Origin of the sequence: Massilia sp. H6 (assembly GCF_024802625.1) — a bacterium.
GTDB lineage: Bacteria > Pseudomonadota > Gammaproteobacteria > Burkholderiales > Burkholderiaceae_D > Telluria.
Map to the genome: position 1 here is coordinate 2,528,965 of NZ_CP103371.1, position 16,324 is coordinate 2,545,288.

At 66.6% G+C, this 16,324-nt stretch carries 15 protein-coding genes; 5 read left to right on the forward strand and 10 right to left on the reverse strand.

Going from position 1 to position 16,324, the window contains the following annotated elements:
* Positions 1-121: 121 nt before the first annotated feature.
* A complete protein-coding gene (locus NRS07_RS11285; protein WP_259206897.1) occupies positions 122-1,330 on the reverse strand; it encodes a hypothetical protein in 1,209 nt (402 codons plus the stop codon).
* Between the two features lie 145 nt (positions 1,331-1,475).
* Here NRS07_RS11285 and NRS07_RS11290 point away from each other — a divergent pair, with 145 nt between their 5' ends.
* Both NRS07_RS11290 and NRS07_RS11295 read left to right on the forward strand, forming a co-directional pair.
* Entirely contained in the window at positions 1,476-2,768 is a 1,293-nt protein-coding gene (locus NRS07_RS11290) for an NCS2 family permease (RefSeq protein WP_259206898.1), read from the forward strand.
* A gap of 117 nt (positions 2,769-2,885) precedes the next feature.
* Entirely contained in the window at positions 2,886-3,683 is a 798-nt protein-coding gene (locus NRS07_RS11295) for a YdiY family protein (RefSeq protein WP_259206900.1), read from the forward strand.
* Between the two features lie 10 nt (positions 3,684-3,693).
* On the opposite strand, the gene NRS07_RS11300 is transcribed toward NRS07_RS11295, so the two are convergent.
* From NRS07_RS11300 to NRS07_RS11310, 3 genes are all read right to left on the reverse strand, one after another.
* Positions 3,694-4,998, reverse strand: a complete 1,305-nt coding sequence (locus NRS07_RS11300; protein ID WP_259206901.1) for an aspartyl/asparaginyl beta-hydroxylase domain-containing protein — start codon at positions 4,996-4,998, stop codon at positions 3,694-3,696.
* Between the two features lie 73 nt (positions 4,999-5,071).
* The gene (locus tag NRS07_RS11305) at positions 5,072-6,388 is read right to left on the reverse strand and encodes an MFS transporter (RefSeq protein ID WP_259206902.1); all 1,317 of its coding nucleotides are present in this window, start codon (positions 6,386-6,388) and stop codon (positions 5,072-5,074) included.
* The gene (locus NRS07_RS11310) at positions 6,385-6,708 is read right to left on the reverse strand and encodes a thioredoxin family protein (protein ID WP_259206904.1); all 324 of its coding nucleotides are present in this window, start codon (positions 6,706-6,708) and stop codon (positions 6,385-6,387) included. The genes NRS07_RS11305 and NRS07_RS11310 overlap by 4 nt, the downstream gene beginning before the upstream one ends.
* A 265-nt stretch (positions 6,709-6,973) precedes the next feature.
* On the opposite strand from NRS07_RS11310, the gene NRS07_RS11315 reads away from it, so the two are divergent.
* Entirely contained in the window at positions 6,974-7,501 is a 528-nt protein-coding gene (locus NRS07_RS11315; protein ID WP_259206905.1) for a M23 family metallopeptidase, read from the forward strand.
* 16 nt (positions 7,502-7,517) lie between these two features.
* Here NRS07_RS11315 and NRS07_RS11320 read toward each other — a convergent pair whose 3' ends face one another.
* Complete coding sequence (locus tag NRS07_RS11320) at positions 7,518-10,004, reverse strand: penicillin-binding protein 1A (RefSeq protein WP_259206907.1); 2,487 nt, start codon at positions 10,002-10,004, stop codon at positions 7,518-7,520.
* A 172-nt stretch (positions 10,005-10,176) separates the two neighbouring features.
* On the opposite strand from NRS07_RS11320, the gene NRS07_RS11325 reads away from it, so the two are divergent.
* Complete coding sequence (locus NRS07_RS11325) at positions 10,177-10,665, forward strand: MarR family winged helix-turn-helix transcriptional regulator (protein ID WP_259206909.1); 489 nt, start codon at positions 10,177-10,179, stop codon at positions 10,663-10,665.
* Here NRS07_RS11325 and NRS07_RS11330 read toward each other — a convergent pair whose 3' ends face one another.
* The 5 genes from NRS07_RS11330 to NRS07_RS11350 all read right to left on the reverse strand — a co-directional run bounded on the left by NRS07_RS11330 (position 10,666) and on the right by NRS07_RS11350 (position 15,830).
* Entirely contained in the window at positions 10,666-11,106 is a 441-nt protein-coding gene (locus NRS07_RS11330; RefSeq protein WP_259206912.1) for a hypothetical protein, read from the reverse strand.
* A 140-nt stretch (positions 11,107-11,246) separates the two neighbouring features.
* Entirely contained in the window at positions 11,247-12,467 is a 1,221-nt protein-coding gene (locus NRS07_RS11335; protein WP_259206914.1) for a YbdK family carboxylate-amine ligase, read from the reverse strand.
* Between the two features lie 9 nt (positions 12,468-12,476).
* Complete coding sequence (locus NRS07_RS11340) at positions 12,477-13,706, reverse strand: cation:proton antiporter (RefSeq protein WP_259206916.1); 1,230 nt, start codon at positions 13,704-13,706, stop codon at positions 12,477-12,479.
* Complete coding sequence (locus NRS07_RS11345; protein ID WP_259206918.1) at positions 13,699-14,877, reverse strand: hypothetical protein; 1,179 nt, start codon at positions 14,875-14,877, stop codon at positions 13,699-13,701. The genes NRS07_RS11340 and NRS07_RS11345 overlap by 8 nt, the downstream gene beginning before the upstream one ends.
* A 470-nt stretch (positions 14,878-15,347) precedes the next feature.
* Positions 15,348-15,830: a helix-turn-helix domain-containing protein gene (locus NRS07_RS11350; RefSeq protein WP_259206920.1), complete on the reverse strand. Its 483-nt coding sequence runs from the start codon at positions 15,828-15,830 to the stop codon at positions 15,348-15,350.
* A gap of 199 nt (positions 15,831-16,029) precedes the next feature.
* Between NRS07_RS11350 and NRS07_RS11355 the strand changes: the two genes are divergently transcribed.
* Complete coding sequence (locus NRS07_RS11355) at positions 16,030-16,296, forward strand: hypothetical protein (RefSeq protein ID WP_259206922.1); 267 nt, start codon at positions 16,030-16,032, stop codon at positions 16,294-16,296.
* The last annotated feature ends 28 nt before the right edge of the window (positions 16,297-16,324 follow it).

Sequence of the window (16,324 nt, forward strand, 5' to 3'; positions counted from 1 at the left end):
CGGGCGCTGGTTTCATTCTGCGCCGGCACGCAGGCATGGGCGGGCACATGCGACAGAGCACGGCCCCGCCCGAAGTAGGACAACAGGTGTCAAAACCCGTAGCGACCGGCTTGCGATGGCATCAGCCAGGTTGGTAGGGTTCGGCGCCTTCGGCGTGGCCATCGGGGCTAAAGCCGGTCGCGACCGACACGCCTTCGAGCCCGAACGACAGCAGCGCATCGCACCAATGATCGACTTCCGCGCCCAGGTCCGCCGCCAGATCCACCGGAACCTCCACGCTGGCCCACGGGGTGCCGCCATCGAGCGCATACAGGTTCACGCGCAGCACGATATGTTCGCCCGCGTCGAGTGGCGCCAGCGCCGCATGCACCTGGCCCGGGTCGAGTTCTTTGGCCGCCAGCTTGCGCGCCACTTCCGACAGCGTGCCAAGGGTGGTCAGTTCGGCCAGGCCCTGCTCCTTGGCGCCGTAGAACAGGTCCTGGTACAGGAAATCGACATGCAGGCGTTCCGGATCGGCGGCCAGGCAGCGCCGAACCGCGCTCGCGGCCTGCGCGGTCCAGGCACGATAGCGCTCGGCGCGCGCGGCGTACCAGGCGTCGGCCTCGGCTTCGTCGCGCGGGACCGTGTAGAAGGGGTCGCCCACGCGCTTGAGCGAGAAGCCGAGCAGGAAGCGCAGCTCCATGGCCGACTCGTCGGGGGCGAAGCGCTCGCCGGTCCAGCCGCGTATGCTGGCCTCGATGGTCGGTGCCGGCTGCAGCTTCTTTTCCAGCAGCGATGCGGCCGCCTCGCGCAGCATTTCGTGCAGGGTAGAAAATGCGATGTGGTCGATCTCGGCCAGATCGTAGGCGTGCTGGATCAGCACCAGCCTGGCGTCCTTGCCCTCCAGAGCGGCCGTATGAAAGCTGGCCGACAGTTCCTCGAAGGCGGCAGCGTCCTGGAACGTCTCTTGCGCTACCAGAGCGCCGGTGCTGCGCACGAACAGCGGAATCAGGAACGCGTCGATCTCATATTCGCGCCCATCGTCGCGGCGCAGGCGCAGGGTCGCGGCTTCTTCTTCGATGCGCCCGCGCAGCAGGCGGCAGGCTTCGGGATCGGTGAAGCGGGCCTGTTCGATCGCTTCGTACAGCACCTCGTCGCGTTTCTTGCGCAGTAACTTGCGCACCGTCGCCAGCAGCTCGCCGTCGCGATCCGGGCCGGATTCGAACCCGGCCGCGTCTTCTTGCTCGACGATGGCAAGCGCCAGTTCGGCCAGCCCGTTGGCCTCGGCACTGCTGTCGGGCTCGCGGGTATTGTTGGAAGTACGGGGCAGCGGACGCTTGTTCTTTGGCATGGCGACGAGTCGGTGGTAATAGAGCCGTCATGTTAGCGCATCGGCATCGCCAGGGGAGCGTAATCGGCCATCCGGCGGCGGGCTGCATGCGCGACGCGACAGTGGGGTGGTATGCTTCGGGCAAAACAAGCCTGGAGCCACCGCAATGCTCGACAAATTCTTCCATTTAACCCAAAGCGGCACCGACGTGCGCACCGAACTGCTGGCCGGGTTGACCACCTTCCTGACGATGGTCTACATCATCTTCGTCAACCCCTCGATCCTGGGCGACGCCGGCATGCCGAAAGAGTCGGTATTCGTGGCGACCTGCCTGGTGGCCGCGCTCGGCACCGCAGTAATGGGACTGTACGCGAACTATCCGATCGCGATGGCGCCGGGGATGGGCCTGAACGCCTACTTTGCCTATGCCGTGGTGCTGGGCATGGGGATTGCCTGGCCGGCCGCGCTGGGCGCGGTGTTCATTTCCGGCTGCCTGTTCATCCTGGTCTCGGTGCTGGGCCTGCGCGGCATGATCGTCAATGGTATCCCGCGCTCGATGCGCGTCGCCATCACGGTTGGCCTGGGCATGTTCCTGGCCCTGATCGCCCTCAAGAATGCCGGCATCGTGATCGCCAGCCCGGCTACGCTGGTCAAAGCCGGCGACCTGCACAAGCCCGAAGCGATCATGGCCGTCATCGGCTTCTTCGCGATCGTCGCCCTGGACCGCCTGCGGGTGAAGGGCGCGATCCTGATCGGCATCGTGCTGGTGACGGTACTGTCGTTCTACTTCGGCGGCAATACCTACAACGGCATCTTCTCGGCGCCGCCCTCGATCGAGCCGACCCTGTTCAAGCTCGACATCCCGGGAGCGCTTTCGGCCGGCATCCTGAATGTGGTGCTGGTGTTCTTTTTGGTGGAACTGTTCGACGCCACCGGCACCCTGATGGGTGTGGCGCGCCGTGCCGGCCTGCTGGTCGAAGGCAAGCTCGATCGCCTGAACAAGGCGCTGCTGGCCGACAGTGGCGCCATCGTGGCCGGCAGCATACTGGGCACCTCGAGCACCACTGCCTACCTGGAAAGCGCATCCGGGGTCCAGGCTGGTGGGCGCACCGGCCTGACCGCCGTCACCGTGGCGCTGCTGTTCCTGGCCTGCCTGTTCATCGCGCCGCTGGCGGCGGTAGTCCCGGCCTACGCCACCGCTCCGGCGCTGCTGTTCGTGGCTTGCCTGATGCTGGGAGACCTGGGCGACGTCGACTGGAGCGACTCCACCGAGAGCATTCCGGCTGCGGTCACGGCGCTGGCGATGCCCTTCACGTTCTCGATCGCCGAAGGCATTGCCTTTGGCTTCATCACCTATGCGGTGCTCAAGCTGCTGACCGGGCGGGCACGCCAGGTCGCGCCAGTGGTGTGGGTAATCGCCGCCCTGTTCACCTTCAAGATCGTCTACGTCGGCACGTAATAGTACGTGTCGATGCCGGCGCCAGGCCGGATAATGTGTCGCAAAGCATCTTTTACGCTGCCTTTGCGCTACAATAGCCGGCATTTTGCACGAGCCACCGCTGGCACACCGACGCTAATGAAATTCATCCAGATCCTGGCGCTGGCCGTGAGCGCCATCCACGGCGCGGCGCATGCCGCACCCGACCTTCCCCTGGTCGGCGACGTCCACGCCCCGCTGAGCGTGGCGCCGCCAGAGATTCCCGAAGGCGGCTGGTTTACCTCGGCCGAACTCGGTGCCATCACCACCTCGGGCAACACCAGCGGCACCTCGATCACGGGCAAGATCGACGCCCGCCACGAAACCGAGAACTGGAGCCATGAATTCGTCGTCAGCGGCTTCTTCAAAGAAGACGAGTACGAGGACGACGACGGCAATATCGAAAAGAGCAAGTCGGCCGAGCGCTTCGCCGCCTCGGCCAAGGCTTCGCTCAAGCTGCTCGGCGCAGGCCGGCGTGCATTTATCCTCGGCTCGCACGTCAACGACCGGTTCGGCGCCTATACCCGTTACTCGTCGGTCGCGATCGGGCATGGTTCGAACTGGTTCAATACCGGCGACAAGTCGCTCGACGTCGAGATCGGCCCGGGCTATTTCGCCGGCGAGCGCGCTTCCGGAGAAGAGGAAAGCGGCCTGACGGTGCGTGGCGCGGCGCAGTTCCGCTGGCGCGTCAGCCCGTCAGCCTATTTCGCGCAGACGATCAGCGTCGAGAAAGGCACGTCGAATACCCATTCGGTGGCCGAGACCTCGCTGAGCACCAAGATCAATTCGACCATGCAGATGAAGGCCGGCTTCAGCGCCCGCAACGATACCAGCGTCCCCACTGGCAAGAAGAACACCGATACCCAGACCTCGCTGACGATGGTCTATTCGTTCTAGAACATCAGGCTCAGAGCTGGAAGCCGCCCGCCGTTTGGGTAAAGGCGTTGATGCCGGCGCTCATGGCGGTGATCAATGCGCGCTCGGCCTGCGACAGCTGCGGATGCCAGATGTCGAAGATCAGCACCACGCGCAGCTGGTCGCTATCGTTCCAGGCCTCATGTTCGATGGTGTCGTCGAATACCCAAGCCTTGCCTTCTTCCCATTGCCGGGTGTCGTTGCCAACCCGGAATCCGCAATCTGGCGGCACGATCAGCGGCAGGTGGGTGACCAGCCGGACGTTGCTCACGCCGGTATGCGGCGGGATCCTGGTGCGTGGCTTGAGCACCGAGAACATCGCGCTCGGCGTGCGTCCCGGCTGCTTGGGCTGGGGCGCCGTCGCCAGCAATGCCATGGTGCGCGGGCAGCGCTGCGCATTGGCGGCGACGGCTTCGCCGTTATCGATCAGGCGCAAGGCACTCCAGCTTGGCGAACGGTTCAGTTCAGCCCATTGGGCCAGTGGCAGGTCGTCGCCGTAATCGATATAGGGCGAGAAGCCCTGCCTTGATGCCTGTACCGCGAGGAATTCGTCGCGAATCTCGCCGGTGGCAGCCTCGAAGGCGTCGAGCCAGGAAAAATCGCCGCGCGCGAAAAAACTCACCGGCGCCAGCCCCTGGTAATGGAACATCGCCGGCTGCGAATCATAGCGCCGCTTACGGCCCAGCATGACGTCGAGCGAATCGCGGAAACGCTGCAGGTTTTCACCCGCGACCTCGTTGAGATGCGGCTGCAGGAAGGCATCGAGGTAGCCGCCAAACTCGCGGTTGTAGGCATCGTGCCAGGCCAGCGCCTCGCGCACCGCCGGCTTCAGGTCGGGCGCCAGCATGTGCATGGGCGGGGCCACCGCCGCCACCGCGGCGCAGGCCGCGGCCGCGGCCTGGCGCTTGCCCTGGCGGATGTACAAGCGGCTGCGCAGCACCAGCGCCACCAGGTCGTAGGGATCGACCGTCAAGGCGCCGCGGATCGCGGCTTCTTCGCCCGCATCGTCCTCCAGCGCCAGGCAAACCACGGCCAGGTTCAGCCATTGCTGGACCTCGCGGCCGTCGGCCGCCACCAACCGTTCGAGCAGGGCCCGCGCGCCTACCCGGTCGCCGGCTTCAAAGGCGGCGTGCGACAGCGAGCGCAGCGCGCGTGGATGGCCGGGTGCCAGCGCCAGGATACTTTCCCACACACGATTGGCGCGCTGGAGCTCGCCACGCGCGCCGGCCTGCAGTGCGTCGCGTTCGAGCGCTGCGAGCTGGGCGGCCCCTGCCTGACTGTTGTTTGCCTGCTGCACGCGATCCCCCGAATGTCAGTAACAGCCGGCTATTCTGGTCCAGACATATGCACATTGGCAAGCAGTATTTACGTCAAGCCAGCTTCTGCGGCGCCTCGCCTTCATTGCCGGCCTTGCCCATCAGCAGCAGCGCGCCCAGGCTCAGGAGTGCGGCGGCGCTCAGGTAGTAACCCACCCATGGCAGGCCGTAGTTGGTCGCCAGCCAGGTCGCGGCATACGGCGCCAGCGACGCGCCCAGGATGCCGGCCAGGTTGAAGGTAAGCGAGGCGCCGGTGTACCGCACTTCTGGAGGGAACATCCCGGCCAGCAAGGTGCCCAAGGGTCCATAGGTAAATCCGACCAGGCACATGCCGGCGACCATGAAAAGCCCGACCGAGAACGCGGTGCCGGCGCCGAACAGCGGACCGAACAGCAATCCGAACAGGGCGATTGCCGCACTGACCACGATCATGGCGGCGCGCCGGCCATAGCGGTCGGCCAGCAGCGCCGACGGCGGGATGGTCAGTCCGAAGAACACCACCGACACCAGCTGCAGGGTCAGGAATTCCTGGCGCGAGAAGCCGAGCCGGGTGGTGCCCCAGCTCAGGGCGAATACCGTCATCAGGTAGAACACCACAAAGGTCGAGACCGCGACAATGGTTCCGAGCACCAGTGCCCGGCGGTGCTCGCGCAAGACCGCCAGTACCGGCACCTTGACCCGCTCGCCGCGCGCGATCACCTTCTGGAAATCGGGGGTCTCGGTGATCTTCAGGCGGACGTATAGTCCGACGATCACCAGCAGCGCACTGGCCAGGAAGGGAATGCGCCAGCCGTAACTGAAGAAATCAGCGTCGCTCATGGTCTGGCCCAGCACCAGGAAGGTGGCGCCCGACAGGAAGAAGCCGATCGGCGCACCCAACTGGGGAAACATGCCATACCAGGCGCGCTTGCCGGGTGGCGCATTTTCGGTGGCCAGCAGCACCGCCCCGCCCCACTCGCCACCCAGGCCCAGGCCCTGGCCGAAACGACACAAGGCAAGCAGCAGCGGCGCGGCGGTACCGATCGATGCATAGGTTGGCAGCAGGCCGATCAGGACGGTCGAGATGCCCATGGTGAGCAGCGCCGCGACCAGGGTAGCCTTGCGGCCGACGCGGTCGCCAAAATGGCCGAACAGCGCCGAGCCGACCGGGCGCGCGAAGAAGGCGATGGCAAACGTCGCCAGCGATTGCAAGGTGGCGGCAGCCGGATCGGCGGCCGGGAAAAACAGCCGCGGAAACACCAGCACCGCGGCAGTGGCGTAGATATAGAAATCGTAGAACTCGATGGTGGTGCCGATCAGGCTGGCGAACAAGACCGTGCGCGGCTTGTTGGCAGGAGCGGGGATGGCCGTAGCCTCTACCGCCGCGCTCATGCGGCACCGGCCTGGGCCAGTGCCATGCGTACTTCGTCGGCGGACACCGGGCGCACCACGCGCGCGACTTCCTGGCCATCCTTGAGCACCACCACGGTCGGCCACAGCTTGATGCGAAACGCGCGGCCCAGCGTACGGCCAGGGCCGTCCTCGACCTTGAGGTGGCGCGCGCCCCCGGCGCCGGCCATGGCCTCGTCGATCAGCGGCTCGGCGGCGCGGCAATAACCGCACCAGTTGGTGCCGAAGTCGAGGACGGTGGTCCCGGCGATGGCTTCGATGGCGCTGCGCTCGGGCTGGGTAGTGTCATAGGGTGCGGACATGGAATCTCCTTTTCGTTTTATGCGGCCCGGCTGGCTGCGGGTACGGCAAGCCTACCTCAAAACGCTGGCTGCGGCACGGCCAAAAGCGCCCGGCGCCGGATACTCTGGATACGCCAGACACGAATGCGCCGCCACGGTGAGCTCGCGAACGGAACAGTCCAGGCATCGATGGCACTCTCGAGACTTGCTCCGGCGCTCTGCATCGACGACGCCGGCATACCGGACCGGCAGCGCGCGCAGCGCGCGCCAAACCAAAGCCCATCACATGCGAATTTTTCTGCGCAGTCTGCTGCTTGCCGTGCTCCTGATCGCCGCCTGGGGCCTGGCCGGACCCTGGCTGCGACACGCACTCTATGCAATGCGTCTGAGCGCGATGCCGGCTCCGACAGTACTGGCCGTGCCGGTAGAGGGCGTCGCGCCCGGGCGCTTGCGCGATACCTGGCATGCCGCGCGCGGCAACGGCCGCCGCCACGAGGGCATCGATATCTTTGCGCGCCGCGGCACCGCCGTGCGCGCCGCCACCGAAGGCATCGTGCTGCGCACCGGAGAGAGCCGTCTTGGCGGCAAGGTGGTGTGGATGATGGGGCCGGGCGGCCAGCGTCATTACTATGCCCACCTCGACGGCTACGCGGACGTGGCGCCCGGGATGCGGGTCGAGCAGGGCCGGGTGCTGGGGTATGTGGGCAATACCGGCAATGCGGCAGGCACGCCGCCGCATCTGCATTACGGCGTGTATGGCGCTGGCGGGGCGCTCAATCCGTTTCCGCTGTTGCGCGCGGGCGCCCAGCGCTAGACGCCGCGGAGCGGGCTCAGAACACTTCGCCGTCGCCAGACGGCGGCGGCATCACTTCCAGCAAGGGCGGTGGCGCCATCGGTTCGCGCTCCGGGTCGCGCTCCGGATTGCGTTCTGGACTGCTGAACTCGATCTCGGCTTCCGGCTCTGGCATCGGCTCTTCGGCCGGATCTTCCACTTCTTCGAACTGCAGGTCGCCCGGCAATTCATCGACATCTTCTTCAGCCGGCCTGAAAGGGCGCACTACCGGCGCGGGCGTGCCCGGCAGCAGTGCATTCGGGTCGACCTTGCCGGAATCGATCGCCGCGCGCATGAAGTCGCCGACCAGCAGCAAGGCGTTGTGGCCGCCCTGCCCCCAGTAACTGCTGCGCATCGCGACGCGGTTATCGTTGAAGCCGACCCAGGCGCCCGCCACCAGGTTCGGGTGCATCAGGATGAACCAGCCGTCGGTATTGTTCTGGGTCGTGCCGGTCTTGCCGGCGACGTCGCCGTTCAGGCCGAAGCGGTAGCGCACACCGCCGCCGGTGCCGCGGTTGACCACCCCGCGCAGCATGTCGATCAGGTTCAGCGCCGACGCCTGCGACAGCGCGCGCTGGGGCGCTTCCGGCAAGAAGTCGGCAATCACCGTGCCTTCGCGGTCGGTGATGCGACGTACGAACACTGGTTTACGGTATTCGCCCTGCGCCGCGATGGTGCTGTAGGTACTGACCATTTCCAGCAGCGTGACCGGGCTGGTGCCCAGCGCCAGCGAGGGCACCTGCTCGAGTTTGCTCTGGCGGATGCCCATGCCCTGGGCCAGGCTGGCGATCGGGGCCAGGCCGACTTCCTGCATCACCTGGGCCGTGATGGTGTTCTTGGAGTACACCAGGCCGTCGCGCATGCTCATCATGGCGCCACTACTGCCGCCCATGTCGGTCGGGCGCCAGGGCTTGCCCGGTCCAACCCGGATATCCTGCACCGCGTCGCGATAGGTCTGGTCGGGCGCAATACCGCGCTCCAGCGCGGCTGCATACACGATCGGCTTGAAGGTGGACCCCGGTTGGCGCGCGGCCTGCACCACGTGGTCGAACTGGTCGCGCTCGAAATTGCGGCTACCGATCCAGGCGCGTACCGCGCCGGTATGCGGGTCCATCGCGACGAAGCCGGCTTCGAGGCGCGTCTTGGCGCTCTTGAGGCTGGCCATGAAGCCACGGTCGGCTTTCAGGCGTTTGAGGGCTGCGGCCGGTGCTTCGCCTTCGTCCACCGCGTTGCGGTAGTCGCCGGATTCGCGCACGAAGGCGTCGAGCTGGCGCTGGTGGGTCCGCCAGTAATACGAGAACGGGCTGACCTCGCTGCGCATCGAGGCGTACAGGCCGCTCGAGGTAGAGCGCGGCATGTCGGCCAACGCCCACTCGACGTCGGCCACTGCCTGCAGCGAATTAGACTGGCGCTCCACGGCGCGCTGCGCCGCTTCCTGCAGGCCCTGATCGAGCGTGGTGTGCACTACCAGCGCGTCGAGCTGGAGGTCGTAGTCGTTCTCGTCGGCCCAGTCTTGCAGCCACTTGCGCACGTGCGCGACAAAATGGCTGTCTTTGCCGCTACGGTCGCTCAGGCGCGCGAAACGCACCCGCAGCGGCCGCTTGGCCAGTGCCCGGTAGCGCTCGGCACCGAAGGCGCCGTGGCGCGCCATCTGCGACAGCACCACATTGCGGCGGGTTTTCGAGCGCTCGGGATTGGCGACCGGGTTGTAGTAATGCGTTCCCTTGAGCATGCCCACCAGGGTCGCCGACTCCAGCACGTCCAGGCGCAGCGCTGGCTTGCCAAAATAGGTGCGCGCGGCCATCTCGATGCCGTAGGCGTTGTACAGGAAAGGGACGGTATTGAGATAGGCTTCGAGGATTTCCGTCTTGCTGTAGGTATTTTCGAGCTTGATCGCCGTGATCAGCTCTTTCATCTTGCGGTTGATGCTACGCGCGCGGCCAATTTCTTCAGGGAACATATTGCGCGCAAGCTGCTGGGTAATGGTCGAGCCACCCTGCGAATCGCCCTTGAGGGTGGCCACCAGGGCGCCGGCGATGCGCCTGAAATCAACCCCGTGGTGATCATAGAAGCGGTGGTCTTCGGTCGAGATCAATGCCTTGACCACGTGCGGCGACACCTGCGACAGCTTGATCCGCTCCTGCAGGCCTTTCTCGAAGCTGCCCAGTTCCTTGCCGTCGGCGGACAGGATCACGCTCGGGCGCGCGGTCCGGGCCTGGTGCAGGTCGTCAATGCCCGGGGTGAGCGGAATCAGGATAATCAGGTAGAGCAGGAAGGCGCTCAGGATGCCAGCCATCGACCACAGTCCGACCAGCAGCACCTGCTGGCTGCGCGGGCGATCGCGCAAGCCCTCGCGCGCCATCGACACTGCGCCGCGCAGACGCTGGCCCATGCCCGCCAGCAGGCGCCGCCCCTGGCGCTCGAAAGATTGGCGCGGCGTCGCACGCGGTTCCTGCCTGATCTCGGTCTTCTCGTACTGGTCCACTATGTCAATCCTTGCTGCCCGTGCGGGTAATGAATATTGCTTAGGCAGCGAGTATAGCCGACCAGGGTCGAAACCATGGGGCGATTGCAAGGCGACCGCGGGCGCGCCAGCGTGGGCGCCGACGGCCACACCGGGCCCGATGCCGCAAGCGCGGATGGTTTATCATGTGCACATGACCGACATTACGCCCGACTCTCCTGACAGCACCGCTTCCATGCGGGTGCTGCGCCAATTCCGCGTCGTCTTCAATGCAGTGAAGACGCATTTCCGCCAGGTCGAACGCGAGGCCGGACTGGGCGGCGCCCAGTTGTGGGCGCTATCGGTCATTGATCGCCGGCCGGGCATCGGCGCCACCGGGCTGGCGCGCGAGCTCGACATCCATCAGTCGACCGCCAGCAACCTGGTACGTTCACTGGTCGAGCGGGGCTTCGTGTCCACGTCGCGTGAAGGGGCCGACCGCCGCAACGTGGCACTGCGGGCGCTGCCGGCCGGGCTGGAGATCCTGCGCAGTGCGCCACTGCCGTTCGCCGGCGTCTTGCCCGATGCACTGGCCAGCCTCGACCCGGCCACGCTGGCGCGCATGGAACAGGACCTGCAACACCTGGTCGACTTGCTTGGCGCCGATCCCGACGGCGCCAAGATGCCGCTGGCCCAGCTCTGATCAGCCGGCGCGCCGCGTCCGGGGGGCGAGGCGCCAGCCAAGCCAGGCCATCGGCAGGTAGGCCAGCAGCAGGTCGAGCGTTTCGAACCACAGCGGCCCCGGCAGCATCACCACACTGGCCAGGCCGCCTGCCATGAACAGCAGGCCGACCACCAGTGCGCAGTAAAGCGGCCGGCTGGCCGCGATGCGGGCCGCCACCAGGGCGCCCACCAGCGTGCCGAGGGCATGCGCCAGCAAGGGAAACACGAAGTGCTCGGGGCCGAACAGGTGCATCGAGGCCTGCAAGCCTTCCATGGTGGCCAGGTCGCTGCCGGCCGGCGGCGCGATCACTCTCGCGCCCAGGCCGATCAGCCCCATGTTGACCAGGCTGCCGATGCCAAAGCCGGCCACCACGGCTATCAGGTTTTTCAGGATCGTCGCCTGGCGGGCACTGGCGGGCATGGGTCTGGCCTTGAGCGAATAAGACGGCGGTAATGGTGGCGCATCTGCTAATGGTGGCGCAACTGCCATAGCGCCGAGTCTACCGGCGCCGCGCAGTCATGTCTACCGAACAATATTAACGGGCCCGGGACGGGGCGGACTCAGACCGGCTGGCCCGCATCCTCGAACAGCTCGCTTGCGATACGCGCCAGGTCGTTCATGCCACCGCCAGCCGTCAGGTGGCGCCGCAGCCAGCCGGCCTGCCCGCCCTCTTGCAGCAAGTCTTCGATCACCTTGCAGGCCTGGGCGAAACCGGGGTCGGTCGAGCGCTGCGCCAGGCGTGCCAGGTCGGTGCGGATGACCTGCGCGATCGGCATCGACAGCGCCGTTTCCGGATCGATCCAGTTGCCTTCGACACCGTCGTGCGCCGCATTGAAGCGGTTCCACGTATAGAGCTCGCGACTGCCGTTGGACGGCCACTTGCCTGGCTGCGCCGCAAACTCCAGGCACAGCTCGCGCGCGTAGCAGGCCAGCGCCGCCGCATACACCGGCTTGAGCGGGGTGTCGAGCACGCGCAGTTCGATGGTGCCGTATTCGGGCTTGGGCCGCACGTCCCAATAGAAGTCCTTGATGCTGTTGACGATGCCAAAGCCCGCCAGCCGGTTGAAATAGTCGCGGAAGTCTTGCCAGCTGCGCAGATCGTGCGGCTGGATTCCGCTCATCGGAAAAGCGCCGACCACGTTACTGCGTGAACTGCAAAAGCCCGATACCTCGCCCTGCCAGCAAGGCGAATTGGCCGACAAGGCCACGAACAGTGGCGCGCGCTGGGTCAGCCAGGCGCACAGGCGCACCGCTTCGTCGGCAGTGCCGGCGCCGATGTGCACATGCATGCCGAATACCGTAAACAGCTTGGCCAGGTAGCCATATTTGCGCTCGGACTCGAAATAACGCTCCTTGGGATAGATGCGCTGCTGGTTCCAGCGCTGGAACGGATGCGCGCCGCCGCCGGAAATCGCGGCCCCGACCTCGAACGCGGCGCGCTGCACGGTACTGCGAATGTGTTCGAGCTGCTCGGCGGCTTCGCCAAAGGACTGCAGGATCGAGGTCGCCACTTCCAGCATCGAGGTGGTGATCTCGGGCGTGTGCACCCAGGGCTTGTCGTGCTGGTCGAGCACGCGCAGGATATCGGGCGCGGCCGGGAACAGGTCGAAGGTCAGGCGGTCAAGCACCATCAGTTCGAGCTCGATGCCCATGGTGCCCAGGGTGGAAGGGGTAAAGTCAGGCAAGTGCGCCGGCCCCTGCCCCGCGACCGCGCGCGCCTGCGCATCGTCGAGCCCCGCGGCGGCGCCCTTCTTCTCCTGCTGCTTTGGCAATTCACTCATGTGTGCACCTCATAGCTTGTTCTTCGACAGGCCGTCGCGGCCCTGGCGATAGGTTTCGCCCGCCAGGCGCAGCCCGAGCCAGGTCAGGCCGGGCGCGAGCAGCACGTTCAGCGCCAGCAATGCCCCCATCAGCTCGGTGGAGGCCGGATCGAGCCCGGTATAGGCATTGAGCGTATTGTCGACCACCAGCCCGCCATAGCTCACCAGCGAGCACATCGATAGTGCCATTGCATGCTTCTTGCGGCCGTCCCAGGCGGTGGCCGGCCACAGCGCGATGCGCGTGGCCACGATACGCACCGCAAACACTGCCAGCGCCGCCAGCAGGGTCCAGCCGCTGGTTAGCTGGCCAAGGTCGACCAGCGCAGCCGACATCAGGAACAGCAGCACGTACCCAATATCCTGGGCTGTCTGCAGCTGGGCCTGGAAGACGTTGTCGCGCTTCTCGGCATTGCGCAAGAAGACCCCCATCAGCAGCAGCGACAGCAGCGCGCTCGAGGCCGAGATCGAGCACAGGCCCAGGTCGATCAAGAGTGCAGCGAGCAGCATGCCAGGGCGCATGGTGGCGGGCACCTTGCACAGCCGGCTCGCCAGTGCGTACAGTCCATACGAGAACACCGCGATCGCAGCTCCCAGCACCAATTTACCGCCCTGGCGCAACAGCTCGCCGCCAAAGTCTCCGGTCGGGTCCTGGCCATGGCTGCGCGTCCAGGCCATGGTCACGGCCAGCATCAGCAAGGCCACCAGGCTGCTCAGCCCGACCATGTTGGCAGTGGCAAAGGTACTGGTGCCGCTGGCGTTTTCGTCGGCCACCATCGAGTTGAGGATCACCGGGTTGACCGCGATCAGGATCGAGCCGATGAAGATGGCCGAGCCCCAAGGCAGGCCGATCAGCCCCAGGGTGAGCGTGACCGCGATATAGCGCGCGAAGGTCGCCAGCAGCAGGCTGCCGCCCTGGCGGCCGCTGCGCAGCAGCCAGGCCAGGTCCATCTTGCGCCCCACCTCGAACAACACCAGCGCCGCGGCGGCATTGAGCAATTCCTGGAACTGGGTCAGCAGCGCGCGGTCGATCAGGCCGCCTCCGGTAGATCCCATCAGTAAGCCGGCAACGACCGCGCCATACAGCTTCGGCACCTGGAAGCGCTGCAAGGTCAAGCCGATGACCAGTGCCAGCATCAGCCCGCCGCCGAGTACGGCCAGCGGCGACAATAGCCACAGGGACGTGGAAAATTCGTCATTCATGGCGCAGCTCCCAGGCATGGGCCAGCGCCTTGAGCTCGCGCTCGAGCAACAGCGCCCGCGCCCGCACCAGCTCGTCCGCACGCGGATCGGCCAGCGCGCCCTCTGGCGGCCTGTCGGCCGGGACCGCCGTCGACAGGCGCGCCCGCACGATGCCACCGCCATCGTCGTCGCGCAGCGTGATCCAGACCTGCCCGTTGAGGGTCGCGTCTTTTTTCCAGACCGCAAAGAACTTGGCGCCGGTGCGTGCGCCGGGCGTGCCGGGCTCGATCAGCGAAAACGGACGCAGCCATTGCGCCTCCGGGAAGCGGCGCGCCAGCTGCACCTGCATCGCGCTGCGCTGTTCCAGGCGCGCATCGTCGCGCGAATACGGAAGGTGCACCTGGGCCTGGCCGATGCCGGCGGTGCGGATATCCAGGCAGACTTGGGCATCGCTCCAGCGCCCGGCGTCGCCGGCCAGCACGCGCGGCTGGCCGCGGGTGGCGTCGAGCCAGGCCGCCAGCAAGGGCGAAGCTGCCGGCTGCGCCGGGCTGGCGCTGCCGATGGCTTGCACCGCCGCCCTCACCCTGCTCCATTGCCGGGCCTGCCATGCACGGGTGTCGGGCCGCGCCGATGGGCGCCAGCGCCACAGCACCGCCGACCATTGGCCGTCGGCGCGGCGCCAGAGCGCACCTGCGTGCTGCCAACCCTTGCCGGCACCCGCGCCCTGGCCGAGCAGCGCTTGCCCGGTCCAGCCGGCGTACCACGCCGGGATCGCGGCGCCGAGTCCGGTTCCGGCGCCGAGCTGGTGCCAGGCGGCGGCGGCCGGCGGCAGGCAAGCAAGGGGGAGGTTCGGCGCGCTGTCCGGCAGCCTGTCCCAGTAGAGCATTTCGACGTGCCCGCTCCAGGCGCAGCGCCGCAGCGACGCGGCGCCCAGTCCGGAGAAGGCGGTGGCGGGCGGCGCCGTGCAGTTGGCGGCGCGCGCGCCACGCGTGCCACTGAGGCGCTGGAAGTCGGCCACGGCCGGCGTGGCCAGGGTGGCCGGTTTGCGCGCGGCTGCCTGCAGCGGCGCCGCGTGCCAGGCGCCCAGCAAGACCAGGGCGGCGATGGCCGCTACCTTGCCCTTGCCGGGATCCCGGCGGGCTGGGGAACGGGTGGCGATCCCGGGGGCACGGCCGTCAAGAATGGTAATCATGGATCCTCCGGTGGGTCGCGCAGGCGGGCGCAGTGTTGCGCCGGCCACGGCAAGCAGGGCCGCGGCACCGAAAAAATCCCCCGGAGCGGCTCTGGGGGAAGAAAAGAAACGGACTGAACCGCCTCGCTGCTGGTCGGGCGCCCCACCGTCTGGCAGGCGCCACCCGCTTATAATGGACCAGAAATGTTTTGGAGGCAACCCCATTGGTCCGCATGGATCAAGCCGAGCCCGCTGGCGCGCGAGCGTCGCGCGCTCCTCGATACAATTGAGCATGGGGCAATGGAAGCAGGCATTGCCACTGTGGCGGCAGGCCGGACTGTGCAGCTTGCCGGCCGGCGGAGCGCTGCTGGCGGGCGCGCAGGCGGCCCCTTGTTTCTTGGTGCCGCAGGGCATGATTGCCGACGCCATGGTCTTCGGCAGCGGGGTAGCCAGGGGTGGCCGGCGCCGCGGCCCACCCCGGCCCTACTCGATTACAATGGCCGATTCAGGATTTTCTCGACATACGCCCGCTCCCATCGACCGCCGAAATAGCGGTCGAAGACGAACACCCTCAGGCTGTGCGCCAACAGGCCGATACCCCAGAACAAGGCAAGACCGACGAACCAGAGCCGCTCCGGGCTGCTCAGCAGGTTGATCGCGATACACAGCACATTTGCCACCAGGTAGATCACTACATGCAGGTAATAGTCGCGCACCCGGCGCGCTTGCCTGAAAGCGATGCGTTCCTCGATGCCGGGGGTGCTGGGGGTGCTGGGGGACTGGTTGGTCATGGCTGGCTCCGTGATAAGGGTTGAAAAATCAACTTCAAACACCGCGGCAATCGACTTCATCGATTCGATACTGCCGGCCTGCCCGGACTCGAGCCGCTGCACCGTACGGGCACTCAAGCCGCTGGCATCGGCCAATTGCTGTTGCGACCAGCCCCGTTGCAGGCGCATTTTCTGTATCGACATGGTGCAATCTCCTTTTGCGGAACAATCAGTATGGGCGGACGCGACCGCTCCGGCTACGACAGCGGGGCGACAGCGGGGCGACAGCGGGGCGACAGCGAGGCGACAGCAGGTTGGCAACGGCAGGACACGGGCTCGGACGACCACACGGGGATCCGGGTTTCGCGGGTAGAATCCGGTCTCCACACTTCAAGGACATGCAATGAAAAAGACTGACCTGGCAAAAAGCGATGCCAAAAAACTGATGGGCCAGATGGGTCCGAAGGGCGGCAACTTCGGCGCCGCCTCCGCGGCGGCGCCCGACCGCCGCGCCCAGCGCGAGCGCGAACGTGCGCTGGGACTGGTGCCCTTTGCCGTCAAGCTCGACAGCGAGCTGGCAGGCCGGCTGCAACAACTGGCCAGGGAAGGCGACGGCGACATGAACCAGCTGGTCGCCGACCTGCTGCGCCAGGGCCTGGCCGCGAAATGAAGCGCGAGCGCCGTTCCCCCAGGACGGC

What these genes read in the sequence shown, in the direction of transcription:
- NRS07_RS11295 (WP_259206900.1), top strand. Translation starts at nt 2,886, where the DNA reads ATGAAATTCATCCAGATCCTGGCGCTGGCCGTGAGCGCCATCCACGGC.
- NRS07_RS11330 (WP_259206912.1), bottom strand. Translation starts at nt 11,106, where the DNA reads ATGCCCGCCAGTGCCCGCCAGGCGACGATCCTGAAAAACCTGATAGCC.
- NRS07_RS11345 (WP_259206918.1), bottom strand. Translation starts at nt 14,877, where the DNA reads ATGATTACCATTCTTGACGGCCGTGCCCCCGGGATCGCCACCCGTTCC.
- NRS07_RS11335 (WP_259206914.1), bottom strand. Translation starts at nt 12,467, where the DNA reads ATGAGTGAATTGCCAAAGCAGCAGGAGAAGAAGGGCGCCGCCGCGGGG.
- NRS07_RS11305 (WP_259206902.1), bottom strand. Translation starts at nt 6,388, where the DNA reads ATGAGCGCGGCGGTAGAGGCTACGGCCATCCCCGCTCCTGCCAACAAG.
- NRS07_RS11325 (WP_259206909.1), top strand. Translation starts at nt 10,177, where the DNA reads ATGACCGACATTACGCCCGACTCTCCTGACAGCACCGCTTCCATGCGG.
- NRS07_RS11355 (WP_259206922.1), top strand. Translation starts at nt 16,030, where the DNA reads ATGAAAAAGACTGACCTGGCAAAAAGCGATGCCAAAAAACTGATGGGC.
- NRS07_RS11340 (WP_259206916.1), bottom strand. Translation starts at nt 13,706, where the DNA reads ATGAATGACGAATTTTCCACGTCCCTGTGGCTATTGTCGCCGCTGGCC.
- NRS07_RS11285 (WP_259206897.1), bottom strand. Translation starts at nt 1,330, where the DNA reads ATGCCAAAGAACAAGCGTCCGCTGCCCCGTACTTCCAACAATACCCGC.
- NRS07_RS11350 (WP_259206920.1), bottom strand. Translation starts at nt 15,830, where the DNA reads ATGTCGATACAGAAAATGCGCCTGCAACGGGGCTGGTCGCAACAGCAA.
- NRS07_RS11310 (WP_259206904.1), bottom strand. Translation starts at nt 6,708, where the DNA reads ATGTCCGCACCCTATGACACTACCCAGCCCGAGCGCAGCGCCATCGAA.
- NRS07_RS11315 (WP_259206905.1), top strand. Translation starts at nt 6,974, where the DNA reads ATGCGAATTTTTCTGCGCAGTCTGCTGCTTGCCGTGCTCCTGATCGCC.
- NRS07_RS11290 (WP_259206898.1), top strand. Translation starts at nt 1,476, where the DNA reads ATGCTCGACAAATTCTTCCATTTAACCCAAAGCGGCACCGACGTGCGC.